Raw genomic sequence first — 21,147 nt, 5'->3', positions numbered from 1 at the left:
AGTGGTTGGCGCTGGGAGTTTCGCGGAGGTGAGTGATTGCCGGGCTGGGAGATTCGATGATCAGGTGTGGTCGGCGGTGAGGTGGATGGTGCAGGCGGTGCGCGAACGGCACCGCACCGAATACCGCTACCGGCCGCGGGCACATCCCGCCGCCTCGACCCCGCCCACGACCGGCATCGCCGGGTTCATGGACCTCATCGGCCAGGTCATGATCCAGGCCCGCTACCGCACCGCGGACCTGGTGTTCGTGATCGTGGACAACGGCTCCGACCACCGCCCACCCGACCTGCATACTGATCCACACCCCGACACACGCCTCCTGGCTGAACCAGATCGAGATCTTCTTCTCGCTGTTCCACCGGAAAGCCATCTCCCCCTGCGACTTCGCCAGCACCGACGCCCTCACCGCCCTCACAGCGTTCAGCGCCTGAGGCAACACGACCGCGACACTGTTCCGCTAGAAGTACACCGCCACCGACCTCGAAAACCGCCTCGCCCGGATCCCACCACCCACGCCGACAGCCAGCACCCCGCCCCTTCCGACAGCCTCGTGACCACCCCCGAAGAACTTCCAGCGCCGACCACTTAGTGATCAGACCCGACGCAATTGGTGCGAACAACGACGAGGCTGCGTCGCACCGCCTCGATGAACGGGATTTCAGGGTACTCCCGATTGGTCCACCGTTGCCACCGGGACGGATGTCGCGGGCCGTCGCCAACCTGCCAACCTGGTAAGGCCAGCTGATCGAGGCGAGTTCGCAGCCACTCGACCTGCTCACGGAAGTGAGTACGTGCCGGACCGGAGGGAGAGGTTGCTCCGTAGGCGAGCAACACACCATCTGCCCCGGCGAGCGCTGTCTCAAGGGAGGGCCTTGCCGCTAGCCAGCCGGTAGCGGTCGCGCCAAGCTCGTCGATGGCCCCTGTTGCCAGTGAGGGTATCGAGAACAGGTTCACGACCTTGACCTCGGCGAAGCCGAGCAGTTCACCTGCCAACGCCACGCGGCCCAACGTGCGCTTACCGTCAGTCAGGGGTGGATTAGCCAAGACGGCGACGAGAGTCGCAGCGGTGGCCATGGTCATTAGAACGGCGTCCTTCCCTTGGCCCACATCTTGGGCCAGTTGCCGCGGATTCCGGTGGCATCGAAGTCGCCGAGGTCGGTGGTGGCGAAGGGGGCGTCGAGGTAGCGGACCTCGTCGTAGGACGCCCCGCGCGGGTCGACCTTGACGAGGGCGAGCCGGTAGCGCGGGGCGGCGTTCTTGCCGGTCATCACCTCGTTGTGGGTGACGAAGAAGTCGGTGGCGCCGTCGAGGCGGGCCTTGACCTCGAGGCGGTAGGTGTCGCCGTCGGCATCGGTCGACAGGATGTCGAAGCCGGGGTTGTTGAACGCCTGCTCGACGGGCTGGCGGCCGAGTTCTCGTTCGCGTGCCAGGACCAGGTCGACGCCGCGGCGCTCGACCTCCTTCGTCGCCTTGGCGTGCATCGGCGCGGACGGTGGCAGTTCGTCTTCGAACAGGCTGACGGGCAGCACGAGGGCGGCGGTGACGAGGCGGGGCGGCTTGGTGGACATGAGCTGCTGCTGGTCGAGCAGCTGCAGGCGCTGGCGGAGCCGGAGGTCGAGCTCGACCGCCTTGCGGTTGAGGCTCTCCGCCGACTCCTTGGGCTTCTCGCCCTTCTGCTCGTTCTCCGAGGCGATCGCCGCCTCGAACAGCAGACGCTCGCTCTCCGCGGTGAGGCGCTTCGTGACCAGGTCACGGGCTTTCGTCAGCTCCGCCAGCCGGCGGGGCTGGATCTCGGCGAGGTACTCGGGGAGCCTGTTGGCGATGATCCAGCTCGTGGCCTTGTCCTCGGCCTCGGCCAGCCACGCAAGGGCGCGTGCGGCGTCGGTCGCGGGGCTGGCGGGAGCGGCGACGCAGTCCAGGTATGGCGCGGGACCAGCGGGGCTGACGGTGCCGTGGCTGTCGACGTAGGCGTAGCCGAAACGGCGCGCCACGGACTCGCCGGTGGCGTCGGCGACCTCCTCGACGACGCCGACGAGCAGGTGTGGCTGGTCGAGGGTCGAGGACACGAGCACGGTGCCCTGGTTCAGCGCGCCGCCGAACTGCCGGACGGTCTCGTCCAGGACTGCGTCGTGGAGCGGGTGGCCGGGCGCGAGCAGGTCGGCCCGAGCGAGTCCGTCGGGCTGGACGTGGGCAAGGTCGAAGGTGGCGCGGTCGTACTTCGTCGCGATCGGCCCCCTGCCGGCCGAGCGGAGGTGCTGGGGCACGTTCGCGATCTCGTAGCGCCCCTGCTCACGCCGGGCGATCCGGCCGCCGAGTCGGGTGAAGGCCGCCTTGAACGCCAGCTCGATGTAGTGCGGCTGGAGCCGCCGGGCGCGAGCGGCGTCCATCGCCGCGCGCAGCCGCTGGAGGTCGGCCTCGGCGAGGTGCTCCGAGGCGAGCGCCCGCTCGTCGAGTAGTTCCTTGAGGCCGTCGCCGACGCTGGCGTCGATGACCTCGTGCATCCTCGCCTTCACGTCGGGACGATCGCCGTACTGGATGGCGTCGAGCAGGAGCGTGCGCAGCGGGGTTTCGGTGAAGGCTTCGCCGAGGACGTCGAAGACCTTGCCGCCGTAGTCCTGGCGCATCTGGTCGAGCTTCACCAGCAGGCGGATGAAGACCTCGCCCTCACGCGTGTTGGCGGCCACGAGGTTCCACAGTCGGCAGACCTCCCCCTGGCCGATGCGGTGAATGCGGCCGAAGCGCTGCTCGATGCGATTGGGGTTCCACGGCAGGTCGTAGTTGACCATCAGATGGGCCGCCTGGAGGTTGAGGCCCTCCCCGGCCGCGTCGGTCGCCAGGAGAATCTGAACCTCGCGGTTCTTGGTGAACTCCTCGGTGATCTGGCGACGCTCGCCACGCCGCACGCCACCGTGAATGGCCTTGACCGTGTCGGGTTTGCCGAGCAGCGATCCGATCTTGACCTGGAGGTAGTCGAGGGTGTCGCGGTGCTCGGTGAAGATGATGAGCTTGCGCGGCCAGCCGTTCGCGTCGGTGGTCAGCGCGTTGTCCTGGAGGATGTTCGACAGCTCGGTCCACTTGCGGTCGGTGCCGGCGTCGCGGACGCGCCTGGCGGTCTTCACCAGCTCGGCCAGCTCGAGCAGCTCGGCGTTGAGCTCCGCTACCGTCTGCGCCGCGGTGGCGGCATCGAGCAGCTCCTCCTCCAGCTCCTCGATCTCTCCGGCGTTGAACTCGTCGGCGTCGATCGCACTCCACTCGACTGTCGGTTCCGGCTCGCGGAGGTTGCCGTCGAGGATCTCCTGCCGTTTGCGCTCCAGGCGCTCGGACCGGCGGACGAGGCTCTGGTAGATCGCCTCCGGGCTGGAGGCGAGGCGCCGCTGAAGAACGGTGAGGGCGAAGCCGACGGTGTTCTTGCGCTTGCCACCGAGCCGGTCGGCCCGGTCCATCCCCTCGCGGACGTAGTGGGTGACATCCTCGTAGAGGGCGTACTCCAACGCGGTCAGCTCGTAGGGAACGGTCTCGGCGACGCGTTCGGGGAAGAGATCCTTGCCCTCGAAGGTGCGCAGGTCCTCCTTGACCATGCGGCGCATGATTCCGCTGGTGTCCGTGGTCTTCTTCTGCCTGCCCTCGAACCGGTCCCGGTCGAGCAGCGTGAGGAAGAGCTGGAAGTCCTCCTCCTTGCCCGAATGCGGGGTCGCGGTCATCAGCAGCAGGTGGCGGGTGATCTCGCCGAGAAGCTCGCCAAGCTGGAAGCGCTTGGTCTTCTGCAGCTTGCCGCCGAAGTAGTGGGCGCCCATGCGGTGGGCCTCGTCGACGACGATCAGATCCCATTCGGTCGCTCTGAGCTGGGCCTGAAGCTGCTCGTTGCGGGAGAGCTGATCCATCCGGGCGATGAGAAGCGGGTGGGTCTCGAAGACGTTGAGGTTGGCCTGGGAGTCGATGAGCTGGTTGGTCAGCAGATCGAAGCGGAGCCCGAACTTGAAGAACAGCTCGTCCTGCCACTGCTCCACGAGCCCGCCGGGCGCGACGATGAGGCACTGCTTCACATCATCGCGCAGCAGCAGCTCCTTGATGTAGAGGCCGGCCATGATCGTCTTGCCGGCGCCCGGATCGTCGGCGAGCAGGAAGCGCAGTGGGGTACGCGGGAGCAGCTCGCCGTACACCGCGCGGATCTGGTGCGGGAGGGGCTGCACGTCGCTGGTGGCGACGGCGAGCATCGGGTCGAAGAGCCCGGCCAGCGAGATGCGCTGCGCCTCGGCCACGAGCTTGAAGTCGCTGGCGTTGGCGTCGAAGGCACGGCCGCCGGTGCGGGCGACGCCGAGCTTGTCCTGGTCCTTGCGAAACACGACCTGCTGGCCGAGTCCGCCGGCGGTGGTCTTGTAGGTCAGTTCGAGCGCGTCAGCACCGTGCCATTGCGCGGCAATGACCGTGATGACCTCGGCGGGAATGAGCCCGTCGACGCGCAGCCCTGGCTTGAGCTCCTCCAGCAGCACGACTGACCTCCCGGTAGACAGCCGTCTAACGCTACTGGAGCAGTCCGACAGTCCGATGCGCGGCACCTGCATCCCGGCCGCCGACGTGCCGGCGGACCGGGGAGGGCTGCGCCCGCACACCCGTTGCAGGGCAGCCAGGAGATGCGTTCACAGGTTCGCGCGGTCCAGGCGGTCCAGCAGGCCGGGTTTGCGTGCGTGGGTCTGCCGGAGGGTTGCCAGGCGCTGGGTGAACTCGTGCGGGTGGGCGTTGCGTTCGGCCAGGGCCCGCAGGTCGGTGAGGAGGGCGACGGCGGCGTCGTAATCGGCGGGTTTGCGTGTGCCGATCAGCGCGTCGACGCGGGCCCAGGCGGCTTGTTCGTCGTGGGCCAGTTCGGCCAGCCGCCGCTCGTCGGCGAGGGCCCGGGCGCTTGCGCGGCGGGCTTCCTCCTCGGCCCGTTTCGCAGCCTGTCGGCTCTGCCGTTCAGCGCGCCTGCGCGCCGCGCCGTCCAGAACATCGGCCACGGTGCGGCGGGGCGGAGCAACGATGCTCGGGGTGGTTTCGTCGCGGAATCGGCGCAGCAGTTCCAGCCGCACGGCCGCGGCGTGATCCTGGACGACGCGCAAGAGCAGCCGGTCCTTCTCGACGGTGGACAGTTTCGCCACCCAGGCGGCGAGGCGTTTGGGATCGTCGGTGGTTTCGTCGAGGGGCGGGCTGGCCTCGGCCGCGACCGCGAGCAGGTCGTCGTCAAGACGGAGGAAGTCGGCCAGCGCGCGCTGCGGCGCGGTGAGCGTGCGCAGCCCAGCAGGTACCGGTGGTTCGAGTTCGTCGTCCTCGTCACGGTCGAAGGCGTCTTCGTCGCGTTCCCAGGTGCCGTACCCGGCTAGCCACGCCAGGTACAGCGCGCGATGGTCACCGGCGGCGAGCTCGCCCCGGACGCCGATGATGGCGGACAGCGATCCCTGCGGCTCGTAGTCCCAGTCGCCGGAGTCGTCGTCGCTCGTCAGATCGAGGACGAGGTGCTGGCCGGCAGTCCGGGCCGCGACCCTGTCGGCGACGCAGTAACACTCGGCCACCTCCAGGTCGAGCAGGCTGCGCGGCAGGCGGAGCAGGAGGCGCCGTGTTCCCCAGTTGGCCAGATAGAGGTGCGCATCGTAGTAGCGCTCCACCAGCCGGTCCGGACTGCCGCGGAAGTCGCCCCACTGGTACTCGTTGACGAAGCTGGTGGAGGTGATCCGCGCGCGGGTGGACAGCGAGCGCACCTCGGCCTGCGCCTGCGCGTCGAGCGGCCGGTCGACCGCGAGGAACTCGTAGTACTGGTACTCGCTCAACGCCCATCCCGCGCGTCGGCTCCGGTGAACGGCGTTGCGCGGAAGCCCGAGTCGTTTCCCAGGTGGAAGAACAGGTGCCCGGTGAGCGCGCCGTCCTCGCCCAGCCCGACCCAGCCGCGCCCGCTGGCCTCGTCACCATCATCGTCGCCGTTCCAACTGAACTCGACGAGGGGCCGGCCGTCGCGCTCGGTGGAACGGCAGTCCAGCCAGCCTCGGACGGCGATGAATCCGAACTGGCCGGTCCCATCCCCGGTGAATTCGATGAACCCGGGCTCGACGAGGTCGATGGCCTCCTGATCCCACAGGTCCATCTCCACGATCCGCCACCGCCCGGTCAGGCTCGCCATCCGATCCTCCGCATTCGCCGTGGTCGGGTTATGTCGGCCCTTCCGCCCCGAGCGCGACGATCCTTCTCGCCTCGTCGATGGCCGCGTCGAAACCGGCCTCCGGGTCGTGGAGGAGCAGCTCCGTGGCGCGGGCATGCGCGCACACTGTCGGGTCTGCACTCGCCCTTGCCGCCTGCAGGACCGGCTCGACCACGTCTCCGAGCGCGACGAGTGCTCGGCTCAGACTCAGGTGCACTTTCCGGTCGCCGCGACCGAGTTGCGCGGCCAGTTCCACGGCCAGGCCCTCCTTTTCCCCGGCGGGAACGAGGATGACGGCGGCACGCCACGCGCTTCGGGCGACCTCGTCGTCGGCGTCGTGCAGCAACGACCGCGTGATCGAGGGCCACGCACTCCCATCCCCGATCTTGGACAGCGTGTGCAGCGCCTGGCTTCGGGCCTGGGCCCGCTCTGACTGCAGCTCCGTGCGGAGTCTGGGCACCGTGATCTCCACCGGGAGGCGGGTCAACGCCCAGGTGAGCATGTCGCGCACGAAGAAGTCCGGCTCGACCGCGCACCGTTCCACGAGCGCCTCGAGGAGGCCGGGGTCGGGGTTCGTGCCCACCGCCAGGGTCGCCTGAAGCCGCGTCGACGAGTCTGCGGCGCTCAACGCGTCGAGCATGCGGGTGTCCCGTGAGATCCTGTCTGTCGCGTTGATGGGGACCACCTCCTGCACCCAGCGAAGATCTTATTGCCGTGTCAATGTTAGGTGCGTGATGCCCGGGACGAGCAGAAGCTCGGCCAGGAACGCCCGGTGGACACCCGTTCCCCCAGACGTCGGCGGCGGTTCCACCGAACTACGGTAGCTCCGAATTGCCGGTAGCCGCAGGACACGGCAAGCTTCGTCGATGACGCATCGGCGGCTTACTCGACCAGTCCATGGCGTCGTCCGATTGCGGAAAACGAGAACAACAACGCGTTGATGATTGACTTGTGCAGTACCACGTTCAGCACTCGGAGGATGGATCCGGACGGTTCCAGGCCGCTGCCGCGAGGTCACGACCTACGGCCGCGTTGATCCCCTCCCGTTGCAGAGGGGCTGACCTTCAGGTATCGCTGGTCGGCCGAGCCGGGTGCCGAGCGGTCACCCGGCTCGGCCATGGTCACTGCGCGAGGTTGATGAGGTCGAACGTGTGGTCCTGCCAGCGCTCCGGGGTGGCGGTCGCGACAGCGGCGCCGTCGATGCGCTCCGGAGTCGGGGTGGCCGCGTAGCGGGTGTGGGCGGCGGCCCAGTTCCCCTCGCGGGCGACGGCGAGGGCGGCGGGCAGGTCGAGGTCCAGCACGATCACCGCTGGCAGGGAGGCGATGTGCTCGGCCACGCCCCGACGGGTCCGGTCCGCTTCGACCAAGGCGCATGTCGGAGCATACAGATACACATCGTCACCACGATCGGCCCGGTCGACGAGACGCGATGCGGCGACGTTGCCGCCGCCGAGGGCGACCATCGCCGTCTGGTCGAGCACGATGTGGGCCGGCGCGTTCACCGGCGAGCTCGGTCAATCATCGGGTCGAGCTTGGCGTCGATCTCCGCGATCTCCGCCTCCGTCGGGTTGTAGCCGTTCCAGGCACGCAGGATGGCCAGCGTGCGCCCGGACCGCTCGGCGCGCTCGCCCGGGGTCATCGCGGAGTCGGAGAGGCGGGTGAGGTAGGCCCGCAGGGACATCCCCTCAGCAGAGGCGATGCGGGCGAGCCGGTCACGTACCTCGCTGGGAACCCGGATGTCGGCGTCGGTCATGGCCATGTCTCCTCCGGTTTTCGGTGGGCGGGTCAGGTCGGTAGCGGAACAGTGCTCGATGAGCGTATGCCGCCTCAGAGTCATCTGGATCTTCTTTGAAGCAAATGCTGTCCGCAACGCGCAGACCGCCAAGGGCAACGAGGAGACACGCCGCTCCGTCTCCGCCAGGAACTCCCGCCGGCTGCGCTCTTGGTAGAACGGCACCACTGCGGGCCCGGCACCCTCCAGATCCGTAGGTCGAAGCCCTCCAAATCCGTCATTCGGAGCCCTCCAGATCCGGGATTCAGGGCACTCCAGATCCGCAGGTCAACTGGACTTGCGGCTATGAGCACGCGGCTGCACGGGCTGGTGCCGCGACGACTGGCACCGATCGTCGCGAGCAAGGATGGGAGAGGAGCCCGTCATGCTCCTCCAGGGTCCTCGGTTTGTGGGAAAGTCGACCCTGCTGCGGAGCCTCGCCGCCGACATCGGTCCGGTCCGGGGCGTTCCTGCCCAACGGGCAGGTGGCGGAGTCCGGGCTGAACAGGTCGATCCACGATGCGGGGCGCCGCCTTCGAGTTCGATTCAGTGGTGCAGGTCCGACTCGTACGCGGCCAGTCCCTCGTCACCGAGGAGGTCCGCGTAGCCGTCCGGCGCGTCCCGGCAGGAGTCGAGATCGGTGGACTCGACCAGCCCGGCGAGGCGACGGTCGAGCTCGACCGGATCGGGTCGCAGCTCGTCGCACAACCGCAGGTGCAGCGCCGCGAGAGCCCGCCGATCTCACCCGGTTCGGTCTCGTAGGTCCCCCAGGGCATCCTGCAGATACCAGGCCAGCCTGTCCCAGACCCCGACAGCGTCCTCGACGACACCGACGAGCTCCGCGGTCACCGGTCGAACCGCGAGGATCTCCAGCTCCGCCAGCATCCCCCTGACCGCGAACAGCCGATCCTCCGCAGGAACTCGCGCACTCCTTCTCGCGCTGCCGGCGGGCCAGGGCTGGACGAGGGCGCGCCCGTCGAGGACATCCTGGCCAGGATCTTCGTCGCGCCCTGGCTTGACGACGTAGAGACGTCGCTGAAGGAGAACCGGCTCGTCACGTCTCCGGTACCGTAACGACGCGAGCTCCACATAAGCCTGGCTTATACTCAGGTCATGTGGGAGATCGTGCTGCACCCCGAGGTCGAGCGATGGTTCCTCGATCTGTGCCGCACCGACTCCGCCAGCGCGGACCTGGTCGCCGAAGCCATCGACGTACTCGCCGAGAACGGGCCTGGTCTGGGTCGCCCACTCGTCGACAGACTCAAAGGCAGCACCTATCACCACATGAAAGAACTCCGACCGGGTTCGGCCGGGACCGCCGAAATCCGGATGATTTTCGCCTTCGACCCGCGTCGGGAAGCGGTCTTCCTCGTCGCCGGCGACAAGTCCGGCGCTTGGCGAGCCTGGTACCAGACGGCAGTCCCGCTCGCGGACGAAAGATTCAGCGAACACCTGACGATACTGAAGGAACAGGAGGGATCATGACCACACCGTCGAACTGGCGTGATGTCAAGGCCCGCGCCCGCGCGACCGATCCCGAATGGGACAGCGCCGCGCGTACGGCCCGCCGCGCCGAGATGCGAGGGCGGATGCTCGCCTCCGTCAGCGGCGCGCAACTCGCCGAGATCCGCGGACAGCTCGGCCTCACCCAGGCGCAGCTCGCCGAGGCCACCGGCCTGACCCAGGCCAGGATCAGTCAGATCGAGAACGGCACCGCCACCGGGCTGGACGTCCTGCGCACCTACATCACCGGCCTCGGCGGCCACCTCGACATCGTCGCCCACATCGGCAACATCCACCTCAACATCGCCTGACAACCGGCGACGGTCTCTGAGGAGCCGCCGGCGCGGGCGACGTGGCCGGACAGCAAGCACCTCAGGATGGCCGGGGCGTGGGGCCGGCGCGGTCACGCTATCGGCGCGAGTCGACGGCCACCTCGTCGCGGGTGTGCAGGGAGGCGAGGTCGGCGGCGGCCCGGCCGGATGCCCAGCCCTCCCGGTCGGTCGCGCTCACCGCGCGGGCGACGATCTCCGGGAACATCGTCTCCGTCGCCTCCCGGACGGAATCCGTGCGGGCGGCGAGCACGGGCAGCAGGCGGCCGTCACCCGCCTCGGCCGCGGCCTGCTCACTCGCCTGCTCGGTCGCGGCCATCAGACGCTGGCCGAGCCGGACCGCGAACGAGGCGAGGAACGACTGGCGGAACGACCGGGTGCGGGATCGTCCGGCGCGGTCCTGACGAGACCCGGCCTTCATCATCGCCGTGGTCGCCTGGACCAGAAGCGACGTGTAGAGCAGTTCCACGGCGTCGAGGTCGGGCTGGAAGCCGATCACCGTCGCGAACCCGAGGTTCTTCGACCACACCGAACGGCACCGGTTCGCGCCGGCGACCGCGTCGAGCAGGCTGGCCTTGGCCACCTCGTGGGATTAGAGATTGGATCTCGGGCAGGGTGTGCAGCAGGCTGAGCAGATCGAGCATGTCGACGAGCACCTCCGCCCGGTCCCGACCCTCCCGGTCGCCCCAGGCGTCCAGCCACGTGTCGTCGCGATCCCACCACACGGTGGCGTCGAGAGCCTGAAGCCGGGCCTTCCACCGCTCGTCGACGGTGGCGGCCGCGTACTGACGCAGCTGGAGGGCGATCGCGTCGACGGCGAGCCGCGCCTGGCGCTGGCCAGCCCGGCGGTTCACGATCCGGTGCACGTCCACCGGCTGCCAGCCACGCTGCCAGGTGGCCTCGACGACACGGTCGACCCAGCCGACCAGGCATCGATTGACGGCCCGGCGCCCGACCGGCCCACCCGGCGCGGCGACCAGCGACTCCACATACTCCGCCAACGCCTCGTCATCCCGGGCGAGCAGGGCGTTCAACGCTGCCGCGACCAGCAGGTCGGCCGCCTCCGCCAGCAACTCCCGTTGGCTGCGCTCCTGGTAGAACGGCCCCGCTCCGGGCCCGGCACCCTGAGTGCGGCCGCGGCTCGCGCGGGCCTTCTGCTTGGCCTTGCGTCGTTCACGGTTCCGGCTGCCACCATCACCTCACACACTCCGACGCCCCGACCGACCAGTCCCGACCTGCCCGGTCCCGAGCTACCCGGTCCCGACCTGCCGACTCCAAGTATCCCCACCATCGCGTGCCGGCCGGAAGCAGATCAACGGAGGGGTACCCGGGCCTTCACGTGGTCGAACGCGACGACGGGACGGTGGTGGCGTTCGAGGTCAAGGCGGCCGGGCGGGTACCGGGCGAGGACCTCGCCCCGCTCCGCAAGCTCCGCGACGCCACCGGCGACGCCTTCGTGGCCGGCGTGGCGCTCTACCTGGGAGCACGTTCGTACACGTTCGAAGACCGCCTGCACGTCATGCCCGTCGACAGACTCTGGGCCCCTTGACCTCCTCTCCGCCCTGACGCTGAAGGCTGGATGTTCAGCGCCGCGTCGACGTCCCGGTCGCGGGCGCTCGATCGGCCTGTGGTCAGCGGGTACGGACGTCCAGCGGCAGCCGGGTGGCGCCGACCATCAGCCACGGGTCGCGGTGCTCGACCGGTACGTCCGTGGCCACGGCGATCTCGCGGTAGCGCTCCAGCAGGATGCCGAGGGCGATCCTCGCCTCCAGCCTCGCCAGCGGCGCGCCCAGGCAGAAGTGGATTCCGTGGCCGAAGGTGAGGTGGGGGTTGGCCGGGCGGTGGAGGTCGAAGCGGTCGGGATCCCCGAACACCCGCTCGTCGCGGTTGGCCGCCGTCAGCCAGGTGACGACGAGATCCCCGGCAGGTATCACCGCCCCGCCCACCTCGGCGTCGGTGGTCGCCCTCCTGGCCAGCCGCGGGAAGGGGGTACGTACCCGCAGCACCTCCTCGATCGCCGCGGGCAGCAACGTCGGGTCCGCTCGCACCTGCGACGCGGCGTCCGGATGCTCGTCGAAGCACAGGACCGTGTTGCCCAGCGTCGCGGTGGTGGTGACATGCCCGGCGAGCAGCAGCAGCCCGACGAAGCCGACGATCTCGGTGTCGTCGAGGCGGTGCCCGTCGACCTCCGCCTGCACGAGCCTGCTGGTCAGGTCGTCTCCGGGCCTGGCCCGGGAGGCCCGGAGACGGTCGAGGAGGTAGCCGTTCATCTCGCGCATCGTCGGCGCGGACCTGCGCACCGCCTGCGCGCTGAGCCGGGGCAGCGAGGTGTCCGGTTCGACGTTCCCCCGGTCGAACAGGGCGTCGGCCCAGCGCCGGAACACCGGCCGGTCGGACGTCGGCAGGCCGAGCAGCTCGGCGATCACCATGACCGGCAACGGATACGCCAGGTCATCGATCAGATCAAGACGCTCGCCGCGGTCGCCGCCACCCGCGTCGAGCAGCCCGCGGGTCACCTCGGCGATCCGCGGGGCGAGCCCGGCCACCGTCCTCGGCGTGAACGCCTGGCTGACCAGGCCGCGCAGCCGGCGGTGCCGTGGCGGGTCCATCCGCACGAAGTTCCCCCGCTGGAACAGCTCCACGTCCTCCTGGCGCGGCATCAGATCGCCGAGGTCGGACGAGAAGGTCCCGGGGTCCGCCAGCACCCTGCTGCCCTCCGGGTGCCCGAGCACCTGCCAGCACTGCTGTGTGTCGTCGTGGTGGACCTGGCCGCGCCGACGCGCCCGCTCCAGCCAGGCCAGCAGGTCCGGCAGCGTGTGCGCTCGCACGTCGGTGGTGGACACCCCCTGTTCGTCCCCGTCGGGCCCGCGCCCCACACCCGCGCGGCGAGGTTCCGCGCAGCCACGCCATCCCCAGGGACAGCCATGCGCGGTCACAGGTTCGCGCGGTCCAGGCGGTCCAGCAGGCCGGGTTTGCGTGCGTGGGTCTGCCGGAGGGTTGCCAGGCGCTGGGTGAACTCGTGCGGGTGGGCGTTGCGTTCGGCCAGGGCCCGCAGGTCGGTGAGGAGGGCGACGGCGGCGTCGTAATCGGCGGGTTTGCGTGTGCCGATCAGCGCGTCGACGCGGGCCCAGGCGGCTTGTTCGTCGTGGGCCAGTTCGGCCAGCCGCCGCTCGTCGGCGAGGGCCCGGGCGCTTGCGCGGCGGGCTTCCTCCTCGGCCCGTTTCGCAGCCTGTCGGCTCTGCCGTTCAGCGCGCCTGCGCGCCGCGCCGTCCAGAACATCGGCCACGGTGCGGCGGGGCGGAGCAACGATGCTCGGGGTGGTCTCGTCGCGGAATCGGCGCAGCAGTTCCAGCCGCACGGCCGCGGCGTGATCCTGGACGACGCGCAGGAGCAGTCAGCCCCCGTGAACGCAAACATCTGCACCTCGCCGCCTATCTGGTGCTCGCCGTCGGCGGCTTGCTCCTCGGCCTACGGGTGGCCTGGCGGTGGATGCCCGCCGCGGCTTTCGTCATCGCGTTTCTGCTGGCGTTTCGCTCTTCCGGCAGAACGTCGACGGTGGTTGCTGCAGCTGCCGTTCGAGGAGGTGCCGGCCACCGCGGACTTCACGAGCGCGAGGAGTCCGGCGAGGCACGTGCCGGGGGCGTCAGCGTCCTGCCCCCCGCGATCGGGCGGGGACGGTCCACAGCCGGATCGTGTGGTCCCGGCCCCCGCTGGCGAGGACACGACCGTCCAGGGAGAACGCGACGGACTGCACGAAGTCGCTGTGGCCGGACAGGGGCGGTCCCAACGGGCGGGGACGGGAGCGGTCGGTCACATCCCACAGTCGCACCGTCTGATCGAAGCTGCCGCTTGCCAGCGTGCGGCCGTCCGGGGAGAACGCCACCGACCACACGGTGCTGGTGTGACCGGGCAGGGCCCCGCCCAGCGGCGCCGGGGCGGCCGGGTCGGTGATGTCCCACAGGCGCAGGGTGGTGTCCTTGCTGCCGGTGGCCAGCGTCCGCAGGTCCGTGGCGAACGCCATCCCGTACACCGATCCGCGGTGGCCGCTCAGGGGTCGGCGGAACATCCGGGGATGGGCCAGATCGCTCATGTCCCACAGACCCACCGCGTTGTCGCCGGCGGGTCCGGCCAGGACCGTGCCGTTCGGGGCGAGCACCGGCCTCGCCCAGCTGTTGTCGGTGTGACCCGTCGGGAACCGGCTGACCAGCCGCGGACGGGCCGGATCGGCCACGTTCCACACCTGCACGACGCCGTCGGTGTCGCTCTCGACGAGGGCGCGACCGTTCCGGAAGAACGTCACCGAGCTCACCGGGCTGGCATCGGCGGGCGACACCATCGTGGGCGGATGCGGGTGGGCCGGATCGGAGATGTCCCAGAGCCGGATCGTGGCGTCCCAGTTGCCGCCTGCGAGCAGGCGGCCGTTCGGGGAGAAGGCCAGCGACACCACACCGCTGGTGCGGCCGGGCAGGGGTGGGCCGAGTGCGCGTGCGTGGGCGGGATCGGCGACGTCCCACAGCCGGACCGTTCCGTCCTTGCCGGCGCTGGCGAGGAACCGCCCGTCCGGGGAGAACACCACCGACGTCACCCAGTCGGTGTGGCCGGTCAACGGCGGACCGAGCGGCTCCGCGGCGGCGCGGTCCACGTCCTCGTGGCCGGCGACGACGGTGACCACGGTGACGACGGAGCCGGCGACGGCCAGCAGCAGCGCCGCCGCGACGGCGACGAGCCGCCGGCGACCCCGGCGTCCGGCGGGCGGCCGCAGGGCCGGATGGCGACCCTGCCGCGCGCGATGGCGGCGGCGGTAGAGACCCCCGCCCGGCGTAAAGGCCAGTGGCGTCGCGGCAGGCGGCGTCGAGGCCGGAGGTCTCGCAGCGTGGACGGCCGCCGGCGGCCGCTCGGCGGCGACGCGGACGTCGTCGTCGAGCCGCAGCGGCACACCCGAGCGGGCGATCCATCCCGGGCCGTAGGCGCTGACGGCGGCCCGGGCGAGTTCGAGCGCGAACACCCGCGCGGACTGCGGACGGTCGGCCGGGTTCTCGGCGAGCGCCTGCGTGACCACCTCGGCCACCGACGCGGGCACCCTGACCGGCGTCCGGAGGTCGCGGGCACCTCGTTTGCCCCGCGCCCCGCCGACGGACTGGTTCGGATCGCCCGGCGTCACCCCGCCCAGCAGCAGGTACAACACCATGCCGAGCGCGTACAGATCCGTGGCCGCCCCCAACCGGCCGCCCGCCCGCTGCTCGGGGGCCATGAACAGCGGGGTCCCGATCACCGCACTCGCGTTCCCCGCCCCGCCTCGCACCAGCTTCGCGATGCCGAAGTCCGCCACCTTCGGCATCCCGGCGAGGTCGAACAGCACGTTGTCGGGCTTGATGTCCCGGTGCAGCACGCCCTCGGCGTGCGCGCAGGACAGGGCCCCGGCCACCGCCAGTCCGACGGCGCACGCGCCCGGCTGGCTCAGCCCGGGCCGGCGGCTGGTCAGCGTGCCCCCGCCAAGCATTTCCATGACGATCAGACGCAGGTCGCCGGTCTCCACGTAGTCGTACACCCGGACGATGTGGGCATGGTCGAGGCGGGCGAGGATCCGCGCCTCGGCGGCGAAGTCGGCCGCCGCCCGGTCGTAGCCACCGGCGGTGAGCACCTTGATCGCGACGTCGCGCTGCAGGCGACGATGCCACCCGGCCAGCACGATCCCGAAGCCACCCGCCCCGAGCTGATCGCCCAGCTCATACCCCGGCAGGGCCGTGCCGACCCGCTTCCGATCAACGATCACGCCGGGACCCGCTCCGCGTGGACCTTTCCGAAACCACCCCAGATCCACCCATCTCACCCGGCACGATGCGTGATCCTATGGCCTTGCTCCACATCCACGACAGTGGCTCGGCGTCCCCCTTCGCGGACAGGAGCGGACCACTCGGCGCCAGGACGGGCCGTGACAACGAGCTGGTCGGCGCATCACTTGGCACAAGCGTCAAGAAAGAGCAGGCTGTGGTGCGGGACACGTCGAGTCGACGAGTCGAATGGACGAGGAGAGCGCGTTGCGGTTCGTGTACCAGTATCCCGAGACCAACGGCACCGAGGGTGACCTGCTGGACGCCGGCGACGTGGGCGAGCTCGCCATCGCCGCCGAGGCCGCCGGCTTCCACGGTTTCGCCTTCACCGAGCATCCGATCCCCGGCGCCCGCTGGCTTGCGTCGGGTGGCCACCAGTCGCTCGACCCGTTCGTCGCGCTCAGCGCCGCGGCCGCGGTCACCACCCGGCTGCGGTTGCTGACCTATCTGGCCGTGGTGCCCTACCGCAACCCGTTCCTGCTGGCGAAGTCCGCCGCGACCCTGGACAAGATCTCCCACGGCCGGCTCACGCTCGGTGTCGGTACCGGCTACCAGAAGGCCGAGTTCTTCGCCCTCGGCGTCGACTTCGACGAGCGCAACGAGCTGTTCGACGAGGCCCTCGAGGTGCTGCCGCTGCACTGGAAGGGCGAGCCGTTCAGCTACCAGGGCAAGCACTTCTCGGCGCGGGACGTGATCGCCCGGCCTCGGCCGGTGCAGGACCCGATCCCGATCTGGATCGGTGGCAACTCCAAGCTGACCCTGCGCCGGGTCGCGCAGAAGGTCCAGGGCTGGATGCCACTCGGGGGGCCGGCGGAGCTGTTCACCACCACCAGGACCGCTCAGCTCGCGACCACCGAGGCCATGGCCGCGAAGATCCGCGAACTGCGGGACCTGGCCGGCGAGCGCGCCTCGCAGCTCGACATCGCCCCGGCCTACCTCGACGCCACCATCAACCGCCCCGACCAGGAGGCCGACCGTCACCGCGAGGCGTTCCAGACCCTCGCCGACGCCGGCGTCACCAACCTGATCATCTCGGCGCCGGGCGGGTCACCGAAGGAGTCGCTCGAGTTCATCGAGGCCTTCGGCGCCACCTACCTCTGAGGCGAGCCCTCGTTCCGTCCGGCCCCGCCCCGAACGCCGGACGGAACGAGCCGCACCGCGCAGCACCAACGCAGCTGCGCGCCTCACAAGGAGGTGCGCGATCTAGGTGCGGTTGTGCGTGCCCTGGTCGATGGGGAGGGCCACGCCGGTGACGTAGCGGCCCTCGTCGCTGACCAGCCACAGCAACGCGTTGGTCACGTCGATCGGTTCGATCCAGGGTCGACCGAGCGGCGAGACCTTCGCCAGCGCCGCCTTGGTCTCCGCCAGGCCCGGAGCCTCGAGGTCGGGCCGGAAGAAGCGGTGCTGGGACCGGTTCTCGGTCACCATCGGCGTGCCCACGGTCCCGGGGCACAGGGCGTTCACGCGGATGTCGTGGCGAGCCAGCTCGTTGGCGAGGGTCAGGGCCAGGCCGACGACGCCGTGCTTGCTCGCGTTGTAGGCGCCGAGATGCGGGATCCCGGCCAGGCCCGCTCCCGAACTCGTGAGCACGATGGCCCCGCCGCGGCCGGCCGCGATCATCGGCGGGACGACCGCGCGGATCGTGTTGAACACGCCGGTCAGGTTGACGGCGATCTGGTCGTCCCACTCCTGCGCCGTGATCTCCCAGAGCTTCGCCAGCCGGGGGGAGATCCCCGCGTTGGCCGACACGATGTCCAGCCCGCCGAGCTCCGCGACCCCGCGCGCCACCAGGTCACCGACGGCGTCGCCGTCCCGGACGTCGGCCTGGTCCCACACCACCCGCCGGCCCGCGGCCTCGACCGCCGCCACCGTCTCGGCAAGATCGGCTCTGGTCCCCAGGCCGTAGTCGATCGTCGGCAGGTCCTCGAGGACGTCGAGCAGGATCAGATCGGCGCCCTCCTGCGCGAGCCGCACCGCATGGGATCGTCCCTGCCCGCGGGCCGCCCCCGTGACGAGCGCGACCTTGCCCTCAACCCGACCCATCGCCGCACTTCCTCCCGACGTGACTAATCCGTCAGAAATACCACGTCCCCCGCCCGCCGTGCTGCGAGGCGGGTGGGGGACGTGTGCCGTCCGGGACGGCTGCGGCCGGGGGTGACCCAGGGTCAGCCGAGCAGCGCGAGGGCCTCGTTGAAGCTCTTCGAGGGGCGCATGATCTCGGTGGCCTTCACCGGGTCGGGCTGGTAGTAGCCGCCGATGTCGGCGGGGTTGCCCTGCACGGCGAGCAACTCCTCGGCGATGGTCTGCTCCTGGTCGGTGAGGGTCTTCGCCAGGGGGGCGAAGGCCTCGGCCAGGGCGGCGTCGTCGGTCTGGGCGGCCAGCTCCTGGGCCCAGTACAGCGACAGGTAGAAGTGGCTGCCGCGGTTGTCGATGCCGCCGACGCGCCGCGCCGGGGACTTGTCCTCGTTGAGGAACGTCGCGGTCGCCCGGTCGAGGGTGTCGGCGAGGACCTTCGCCCGCGTGTTGCCGGTGGACAGGGCGAACTGCTCGAAGCTCACCGCGAGCGCGAGGAACTCACCGAGGCTGTCCCAGCGCAGGTAGTTCTCCTTGACGAGCTGCTGGACGTGCTTGGGCGCGGAACCGCCGGCGCCGGTCTCGAACAGGCCGCCGCCGTTCATCAGCGGAACCACCGAGAGCATCTTGGCGCTCGTGCCGAGCTCCAGAATGGGGAACAGGTCGGTCAGGTAGTCGCGCAGCACGTTGCCGGTGACGGAGATGGTGTTCTCGCCGCGGCGGATCCGCTCCAGCGAGAACGCGATCGCGTCGACCGGGGCCTTGATCTCGATCGTGAGGCCGGCCGTGTCGTACTCGGGCAGGTAGGCCTGGACCTTCTCGATCAGGCGGGCGTCGTGGGCGCGGGCGGCGTCGAGCCAGAACACCGCGGGGTCGCCGGTGGCGCGGGCGCGGGTGACGGCGAGCTTCACCCAGTCCCGGATGGGGGCGTCCTTGGTCTGGCAGGCGCGGAAGATGTCGCCGGCGCTGACCGCCTGCTCCAGCACGGCCTCGCCGGCGGCGTTGACCACGCGGACGGTGCCGGTGGTGGCGATCTCGAAGGTCTTGTCGTGGCTGCCGTACTCCTCGGCCTTCTGCGCCATGAGGCCGACGTTGGGCACCGAGCCCATCGTCGCCGGGTCGTAGGCGCCGTGGGCGCGGCAGTCGTCGAGGACGACCTGGTAGATGCCGGCGTAGCTGGAGTCCGGCAGCACCGCGAGGGTGTCGGCCTCCGCGCCGTCCGGGCCCCACATGTGGCCGGAGGTGCGGATCATCGCGGGCATGGACGCGTCGACGATGACGTCGCTCGGCACGTGCAGGTTGGTGATCCCGCGGTCGGAGTCCACCATCGCCAGGGCGGGGCCCTCGGCGAGCTCGGCCTCGAAGGACGCCTTGATCGCCGCGCCGTCGGGCAGGGACTCCAGGCCCTTGAGGATGCCGCCGAGGCCGTCGTTCGGGGTCAGCCCGGCGGCGGCGAGCGCCTCGCCGTGGGCGGCGAACGTCTTCGGGAAGAACGCGCGGACCACGTGGCCGAAGATGATCGGGTCGGAGACCTTCATCATCGTGGCCTTGAGGTGCACGGAGAACAGCACGCCTTCGGCCTTGGCCCGGGCGATCTGCGCGGTGAGGAACTCGCGCAGCGCGGCCACCCGCAGGACGGCGGCGTCGACGACCTCACCGGCGAGCACCGGCAGGGCCGGCAGCAGGACGGTGGTGCTGCCGTCGTCGCCGGCCAGCTCGATGCGCAGGGTGTCGTCCGCGGGGATGATCACGGACTTCTCGGTGGAGCGGAAGTCGTCGGCGCCCATGGTGGCGACGTTCGTCTTCGACTCGGAGCTCCACGCGCCCATCCGGTGCGGGTGCGCGCGGGCGTAGGCCTTCACCGAGGCGGGGGCGCGCCGGTCGGAGTTGCCCTCGCGCAGCACCGGGTTGACGGCGCTGCCCTTGATCTTGTCGTAGCGGGCGCGGATGTCGCGCTCGGCGTCGGTACGCGGGTCGTCGGGGTAGTCCGGCAGCGCGTAGCCCTGCTGCTGCAGCTCGGCGATCGCCGCCTTGAGCTGCGGGATCGACGCCGAGATGTTCGGCAGCTTGATGATGTTCGCCCCGGGGGTCTTCGCCAGCTCACCGAGCTCGGCGAGCGCGTCGTCGATGCGCTGCCCGGGTTCGAGATGCTCGGGGAAGCTGGCGATGATCCGCCCCGCGAGGGAGATGTCGCGGCTCTCGACCGGGACGCCGGCCGTCGCCGCGTACGCCTGCACCACCGGCAGGAACGAGTACGTGGCCAGGGCCGGGGCCTCGTCCGTGTGGGTATAGATGATCGTCGAATCAGTCACCGACACTCCGCTTCACGTCTACTCCGTCTGGGTATCAACATATGCCGCGCCGGGCCCCGCTACCTTGATCGCAGCGATGGGTGTGGGCGGGTGCTCGTCGACGAGCCGGCGCCGCAGGAGCCACGATCAGGGCCGTGGCCGGGCACGCCACGGCCGGCGCGCAGGTGGAGCGCGTCGATCGAATTCGAACGCGGAATCGACACCGAGAGGGTCGGCGAGTCGCCGCCGGGATTCTACGGCACCCGGTTCGCTCGGGTGTCCTCCTAGACGGCCGGCTCTGCGGCACCTTGGAGTCCGAGGCGTGCTTTGGGGCGATCCGGCCGGGCGGCGATCTCCCGCGGGCTCCCGTCACGGGCCACGTAGAGAGCACGGCGGCCCGGCTACGGGTCCAGCCCGGCAACCCCGAGTGAGAAAGCACACCTTGCGGGTGACGGACGGCCGCTGCGATGCAGATCATCCGCCCGACCGGCCGGTTCGTGTGGGGGCGGCGCCAACGGGGTAGATCGTCCGGCATGACCGCCAGCACCGACATGCCCGACTTCGCCGGCCAGGCCCGGCGCGCAGATCAGGAGGACGTGGAGTCCGCGCAGGAGCGGCGCAACCGCAACTGGACGGACATCCTGCAGGAGCTGCGGGTGGCCCAGACGGGCGTGCAGCTGCTGACCGCCTTCCTGCTGGCGCTGCCGTTCCAGAACCGCTTCGCCTCGCTCACGACCGGGCAGGAGTGGCTCTACCTCGCCGTCGTGCTGCTCTCGATCCTGGCCACCGGGCTGCTGATCATGCCGGTGAGCCTGCACCGCGCCCTGTTCCGCAAGCAGGAGAAGGAGACGCTGGTCCAGGTCGCCAACCGGCTCGCCCAGGTCGGGCTCGCCATCCTGGCCCTGGCGATCTCCGGAGTGGTCCTGCTGATCTTCGACGTCACCAAGGGCAGGACCACCGCCGCGGTCGCCGCGAGCGCGACCCTGGTCGCCCTCGCGGTGCTGTGGGCGGCGATCCCGGCGCTGATCACCCGCTCGGCGCTCACGGAGGACTGACCGATGCCTAGGGGGCTGCTGATCCTCGCCCTCGCCGTCACGCTCCTCACCGGGGGCGTGGTGGCCTGCCAGGACTCCGCCTGTGCGGCTGCGCCCGTCGTGCTCGCGCGCGGCGGGGGCGGCCACGGCGG

The 21,147-nt window shown here is 70.4% G+C and carries 20 protein-coding genes; 5 read left to right on the top strand and 15 right to left on the bottom strand.

All coding sequences use genetic code 11. The features are described from left to right. Positions 1-585: 585 nt before the first annotated feature. The 9 genes from FRAQA3DRAFT_RS34625 to FRAQA3DRAFT_RS34615 form a co-directional block, all read right to left on the bottom strand. Positions 586-1,080 carry a hypothetical protein gene (locus tag FRAQA3DRAFT_RS34625; protein ID WP_009738151.1) on the bottom strand — a complete coding sequence of 165 codons (495 nt, stop codon included), beginning with the start codon at positions 1,078-1,080 and terminating at the stop codon, positions 586-588. Next, positions 1,080-4,490 (bottom strand): helicase-related protein, encoded by a 3,411-nt coding sequence (locus tag FRAQA3DRAFT_RS05900; RefSeq protein WP_009738150.1) that lies wholly within the window; start codon positions 4,488-4,490, stop codon positions 1,080-1,082. The genes FRAQA3DRAFT_RS34625 and FRAQA3DRAFT_RS05900 overlap by 1 nt, the downstream gene beginning before the upstream one ends. A gap of 147 nt (positions 4,491-4,637) precedes the next feature. Next, entirely contained in the window at positions 4,638-5,798 is a 1,161-nt protein-coding gene (locus tag FRAQA3DRAFT_RS05895) for a hypothetical protein (RefSeq protein ID WP_009738149.1), read from the bottom strand. Further along, positions 5,795-6,145, bottom strand: coding sequence for a hypothetical protein (locus FRAQA3DRAFT_RS05890; RefSeq protein WP_009738148.1), 351 nt, complete (start codon positions 6,143-6,145; stop codon positions 5,795-5,797). Before FRAQA3DRAFT_RS05890 ends, FRAQA3DRAFT_RS05895 begins: the two co-directional genes overlap by 4 nt. Positions 6,146-6,173: 28 nt before the next feature. Further along, positions 6,174-6,857 (bottom strand): HEAT repeat domain-containing protein, encoded by a 684-nt coding sequence (locus FRAQA3DRAFT_RS05885; RefSeq protein WP_009738147.1) that lies wholly within the window; start codon positions 6,855-6,857, stop codon positions 6,174-6,176. Positions 6,858-7,284: 427 nt separating this feature from the next. Beyond that, positions 7,285-7,665 carry a hypothetical protein gene (locus FRAQA3DRAFT_RS05880; RefSeq protein ID WP_009738146.1) on the bottom strand — a complete coding sequence of 127 codons (381 nt, stop codon included), beginning with the start codon at positions 7,663-7,665 and terminating at the stop codon, positions 7,285-7,287. After that, complete coding sequence (locus FRAQA3DRAFT_RS05875; RefSeq protein ID WP_009738145.1) at positions 7,662-7,922, bottom strand: hypothetical protein; 261 nt, start codon at positions 7,920-7,922, stop codon at positions 7,662-7,664. Before FRAQA3DRAFT_RS05875 ends, FRAQA3DRAFT_RS05880 begins: the two co-directional genes overlap by 4 nt. Positions 7,923-8,480: 558 nt before the next feature. After that, positions 8,481-8,642 (bottom strand): hypothetical protein, encoded by a 162-nt coding sequence (locus FRAQA3DRAFT_RS34620; protein WP_157467147.1) that lies wholly within the window; start codon positions 8,640-8,642, stop codon positions 8,481-8,483. Positions 8,643-8,675: 33 nt separating this feature from the next. Further along, positions 8,676-8,819, bottom strand: coding sequence for a hypothetical protein (locus FRAQA3DRAFT_RS34615; RefSeq protein WP_157467144.1), 144 nt, complete (start codon positions 8,817-8,819; stop codon positions 8,676-8,678). 228 nt (positions 8,820-9,047) lie between these two features. On the opposite strand from FRAQA3DRAFT_RS34615, the gene FRAQA3DRAFT_RS05865 reads away from it, so the two are divergent. Together FRAQA3DRAFT_RS05865 and FRAQA3DRAFT_RS05860 are read left to right on the top strand one after the other, a co-directional pair. Continuing rightward, on the top strand, positions 9,048-9,419 hold the full coding sequence (locus FRAQA3DRAFT_RS05865) for a type II toxin-antitoxin system RelE/ParE family toxin (RefSeq protein WP_009738143.1): 372 nt from the start codon (positions 9,048-9,050) through the stop codon (positions 9,417-9,419). Continuing rightward, a complete protein-coding gene (locus FRAQA3DRAFT_RS05860) occupies positions 9,416-9,748 on the top strand; it encodes a helix-turn-helix transcriptional regulator (protein ID WP_009738142.1) in 333 nt (110 codons plus the stop codon). Before FRAQA3DRAFT_RS05865 ends, FRAQA3DRAFT_RS05860 begins: the two co-directional genes overlap by 4 nt. Before the next feature lie 97 nt (positions 9,749-9,845). Here the strand turns inward: FRAQA3DRAFT_RS05860 and FRAQA3DRAFT_RS36755 are convergent, their stop codons facing one another. After that, entirely contained in the window at positions 9,846-10,349 is a 504-nt protein-coding gene (locus tag FRAQA3DRAFT_RS36755) for a hypothetical protein (RefSeq protein ID WP_051054172.1), read from the bottom strand. Between the two features lie 756 nt (positions 10,350-11,105). On the opposite strand from FRAQA3DRAFT_RS36755, the gene FRAQA3DRAFT_RS05850 reads away from it, so the two are divergent. Next, the gene (locus tag FRAQA3DRAFT_RS05850) at positions 11,106-11,315 is read left to right on the top strand and encodes a hypothetical protein (protein ID WP_035920620.1); all 210 of its coding nucleotides are present in this window, start codon (positions 11,106-11,108) and stop codon (positions 11,313-11,315) included. 82 nt (positions 11,316-11,397) lie between these two features. Here the strand turns inward: FRAQA3DRAFT_RS05850 and FRAQA3DRAFT_RS05845 are convergent, their stop codons facing one another. From FRAQA3DRAFT_RS05845 to FRAQA3DRAFT_RS05835, 3 genes are all read right to left on the bottom strand, one after another. Further along, a complete protein-coding gene (locus FRAQA3DRAFT_RS05845; RefSeq protein ID WP_009738141.1) occupies positions 11,398-12,609 on the bottom strand; it encodes a cytochrome P450 in 1,212 nt (403 codons plus the stop codon). Between the two features lie 89 nt (positions 12,610-12,698). Further along, entirely contained in the window at positions 12,699-13,124 is a 426-nt protein-coding gene (locus FRAQA3DRAFT_RS05840; RefSeq protein WP_232291935.1) for a hypothetical protein, read from the bottom strand. Positions 13,125-13,409: 285 nt separating this feature from the next. Continuing rightward, a complete protein-coding gene (locus FRAQA3DRAFT_RS05835) occupies positions 13,410-15,539 on the bottom strand; it encodes a WD40 repeat domain-containing serine/threonine protein kinase (protein WP_009738140.1) in 2,130 nt (709 codons plus the stop codon). A 247-nt stretch (positions 15,540-15,786) separates the two neighbouring features. Between FRAQA3DRAFT_RS05835 and FRAQA3DRAFT_RS05830 the strand changes: the two genes are divergently transcribed. Beyond that, entirely contained in the window at positions 15,787-16,698 is a 912-nt protein-coding gene (locus FRAQA3DRAFT_RS05830) for an LLM class F420-dependent oxidoreductase (RefSeq protein WP_009738139.1), read from the top strand. Between the two features lie 102 nt (positions 16,699-16,800). Here the strand turns inward: FRAQA3DRAFT_RS05830 and FRAQA3DRAFT_RS05825 are convergent, their stop codons facing one another. Together FRAQA3DRAFT_RS05825 and FRAQA3DRAFT_RS05820 are read right to left on the bottom strand one after the other, a co-directional pair. Further along, positions 16,801-17,640, bottom strand: a complete 840-nt coding sequence (locus FRAQA3DRAFT_RS05825) for a mycofactocin-coupled SDR family oxidoreductase (protein WP_009738138.1) — start codon at positions 17,638-17,640, stop codon at positions 16,801-16,803. Between the two features lie 122 nt (positions 17,641-17,762). Next, positions 17,763-19,982, bottom strand: a complete 2,220-nt coding sequence (locus FRAQA3DRAFT_RS05820; protein ID WP_009738137.1) for an NADP-dependent isocitrate dehydrogenase — start codon at positions 19,980-19,982, stop codon at positions 17,763-17,765. 512 nt (positions 19,983-20,494) lie between these two features. Here FRAQA3DRAFT_RS05820 and FRAQA3DRAFT_RS05815 point away from each other — a divergent pair. After that, complete coding sequence (locus FRAQA3DRAFT_RS05815) at positions 20,495-21,016, top strand: DUF6328 family protein (RefSeq protein ID WP_035922323.1); 522 nt, start codon at positions 20,495-20,497, stop codon at positions 21,014-21,016. Positions 21,017-21,147: the final 131 nt, after the last annotated feature.

The sequence above is a fragment of the Frankia sp. QA3 genome (assembly GCF_000262465.1).
GTDB lineage: Bacteria > Actinomycetota > Actinomycetes > Frankiales > Frankiaceae > Frankia.
This window is presented reverse-complemented; position numbering and strand designations above follow the sequence as displayed.

Coding starts and splice junctions, on each gene's coding strand:
- FRAQA3DRAFT_RS05890 (WP_009738148.1), bottom strand. CDS start 6,145: ATGGCGAGCCTGACCGGGCGGTGGCGGATCGTGGAGATGGACCTGTGG.
- FRAQA3DRAFT_RS34615 (WP_157467144.1), bottom strand. CDS start 8,819: ATGCTGGCGGAGCTGGAGATCCTCGCGGTTCGACCGGTGACCGCGGAG.
- FRAQA3DRAFT_RS05860 (WP_009738142.1), top strand. CDS start 9,416: ATGACCACACCGTCGAACTGGCGTGATGTCAAGGCCCGCGCCCGCGCG.
- FRAQA3DRAFT_RS05815 (WP_035922323.1), top strand. CDS start 20,495: ATGACCGCCAGCACCGACATGCCCGACTTCGCCGGCCAGGCCCGGCGC.
- FRAQA3DRAFT_RS05825 (WP_009738138.1), bottom strand. CDS start 17,640: ATGGGTCGGGTTGAGGGCAAGGTCGCGCTCGTCACGGGGGCGGCCCGC.
- FRAQA3DRAFT_RS05830 (WP_009738139.1), top strand. CDS start 15,787: ATGGACGAGGAGAGCGCGTTGCGGTTCGTGTACCAGTATCCCGAGACC.
- FRAQA3DRAFT_RS05875 (WP_009738145.1), bottom strand. CDS start 7,922: ATGGCCATGACCGACGCCGACATCCGGGTTCCCAGCGAGGTACGTGAC.
- FRAQA3DRAFT_RS05865 (WP_009738143.1), top strand. CDS start 9,048: ATGTGGGAGATCGTGCTGCACCCCGAGGTCGAGCGATGGTTCCTCGAT.
- FRAQA3DRAFT_RS34625 (WP_009738151.1), bottom strand. CDS start 1,080: ATGACCATGGCCACCGCTGCGACTCTCGTCGCCGTCTTGGCTAATCCA.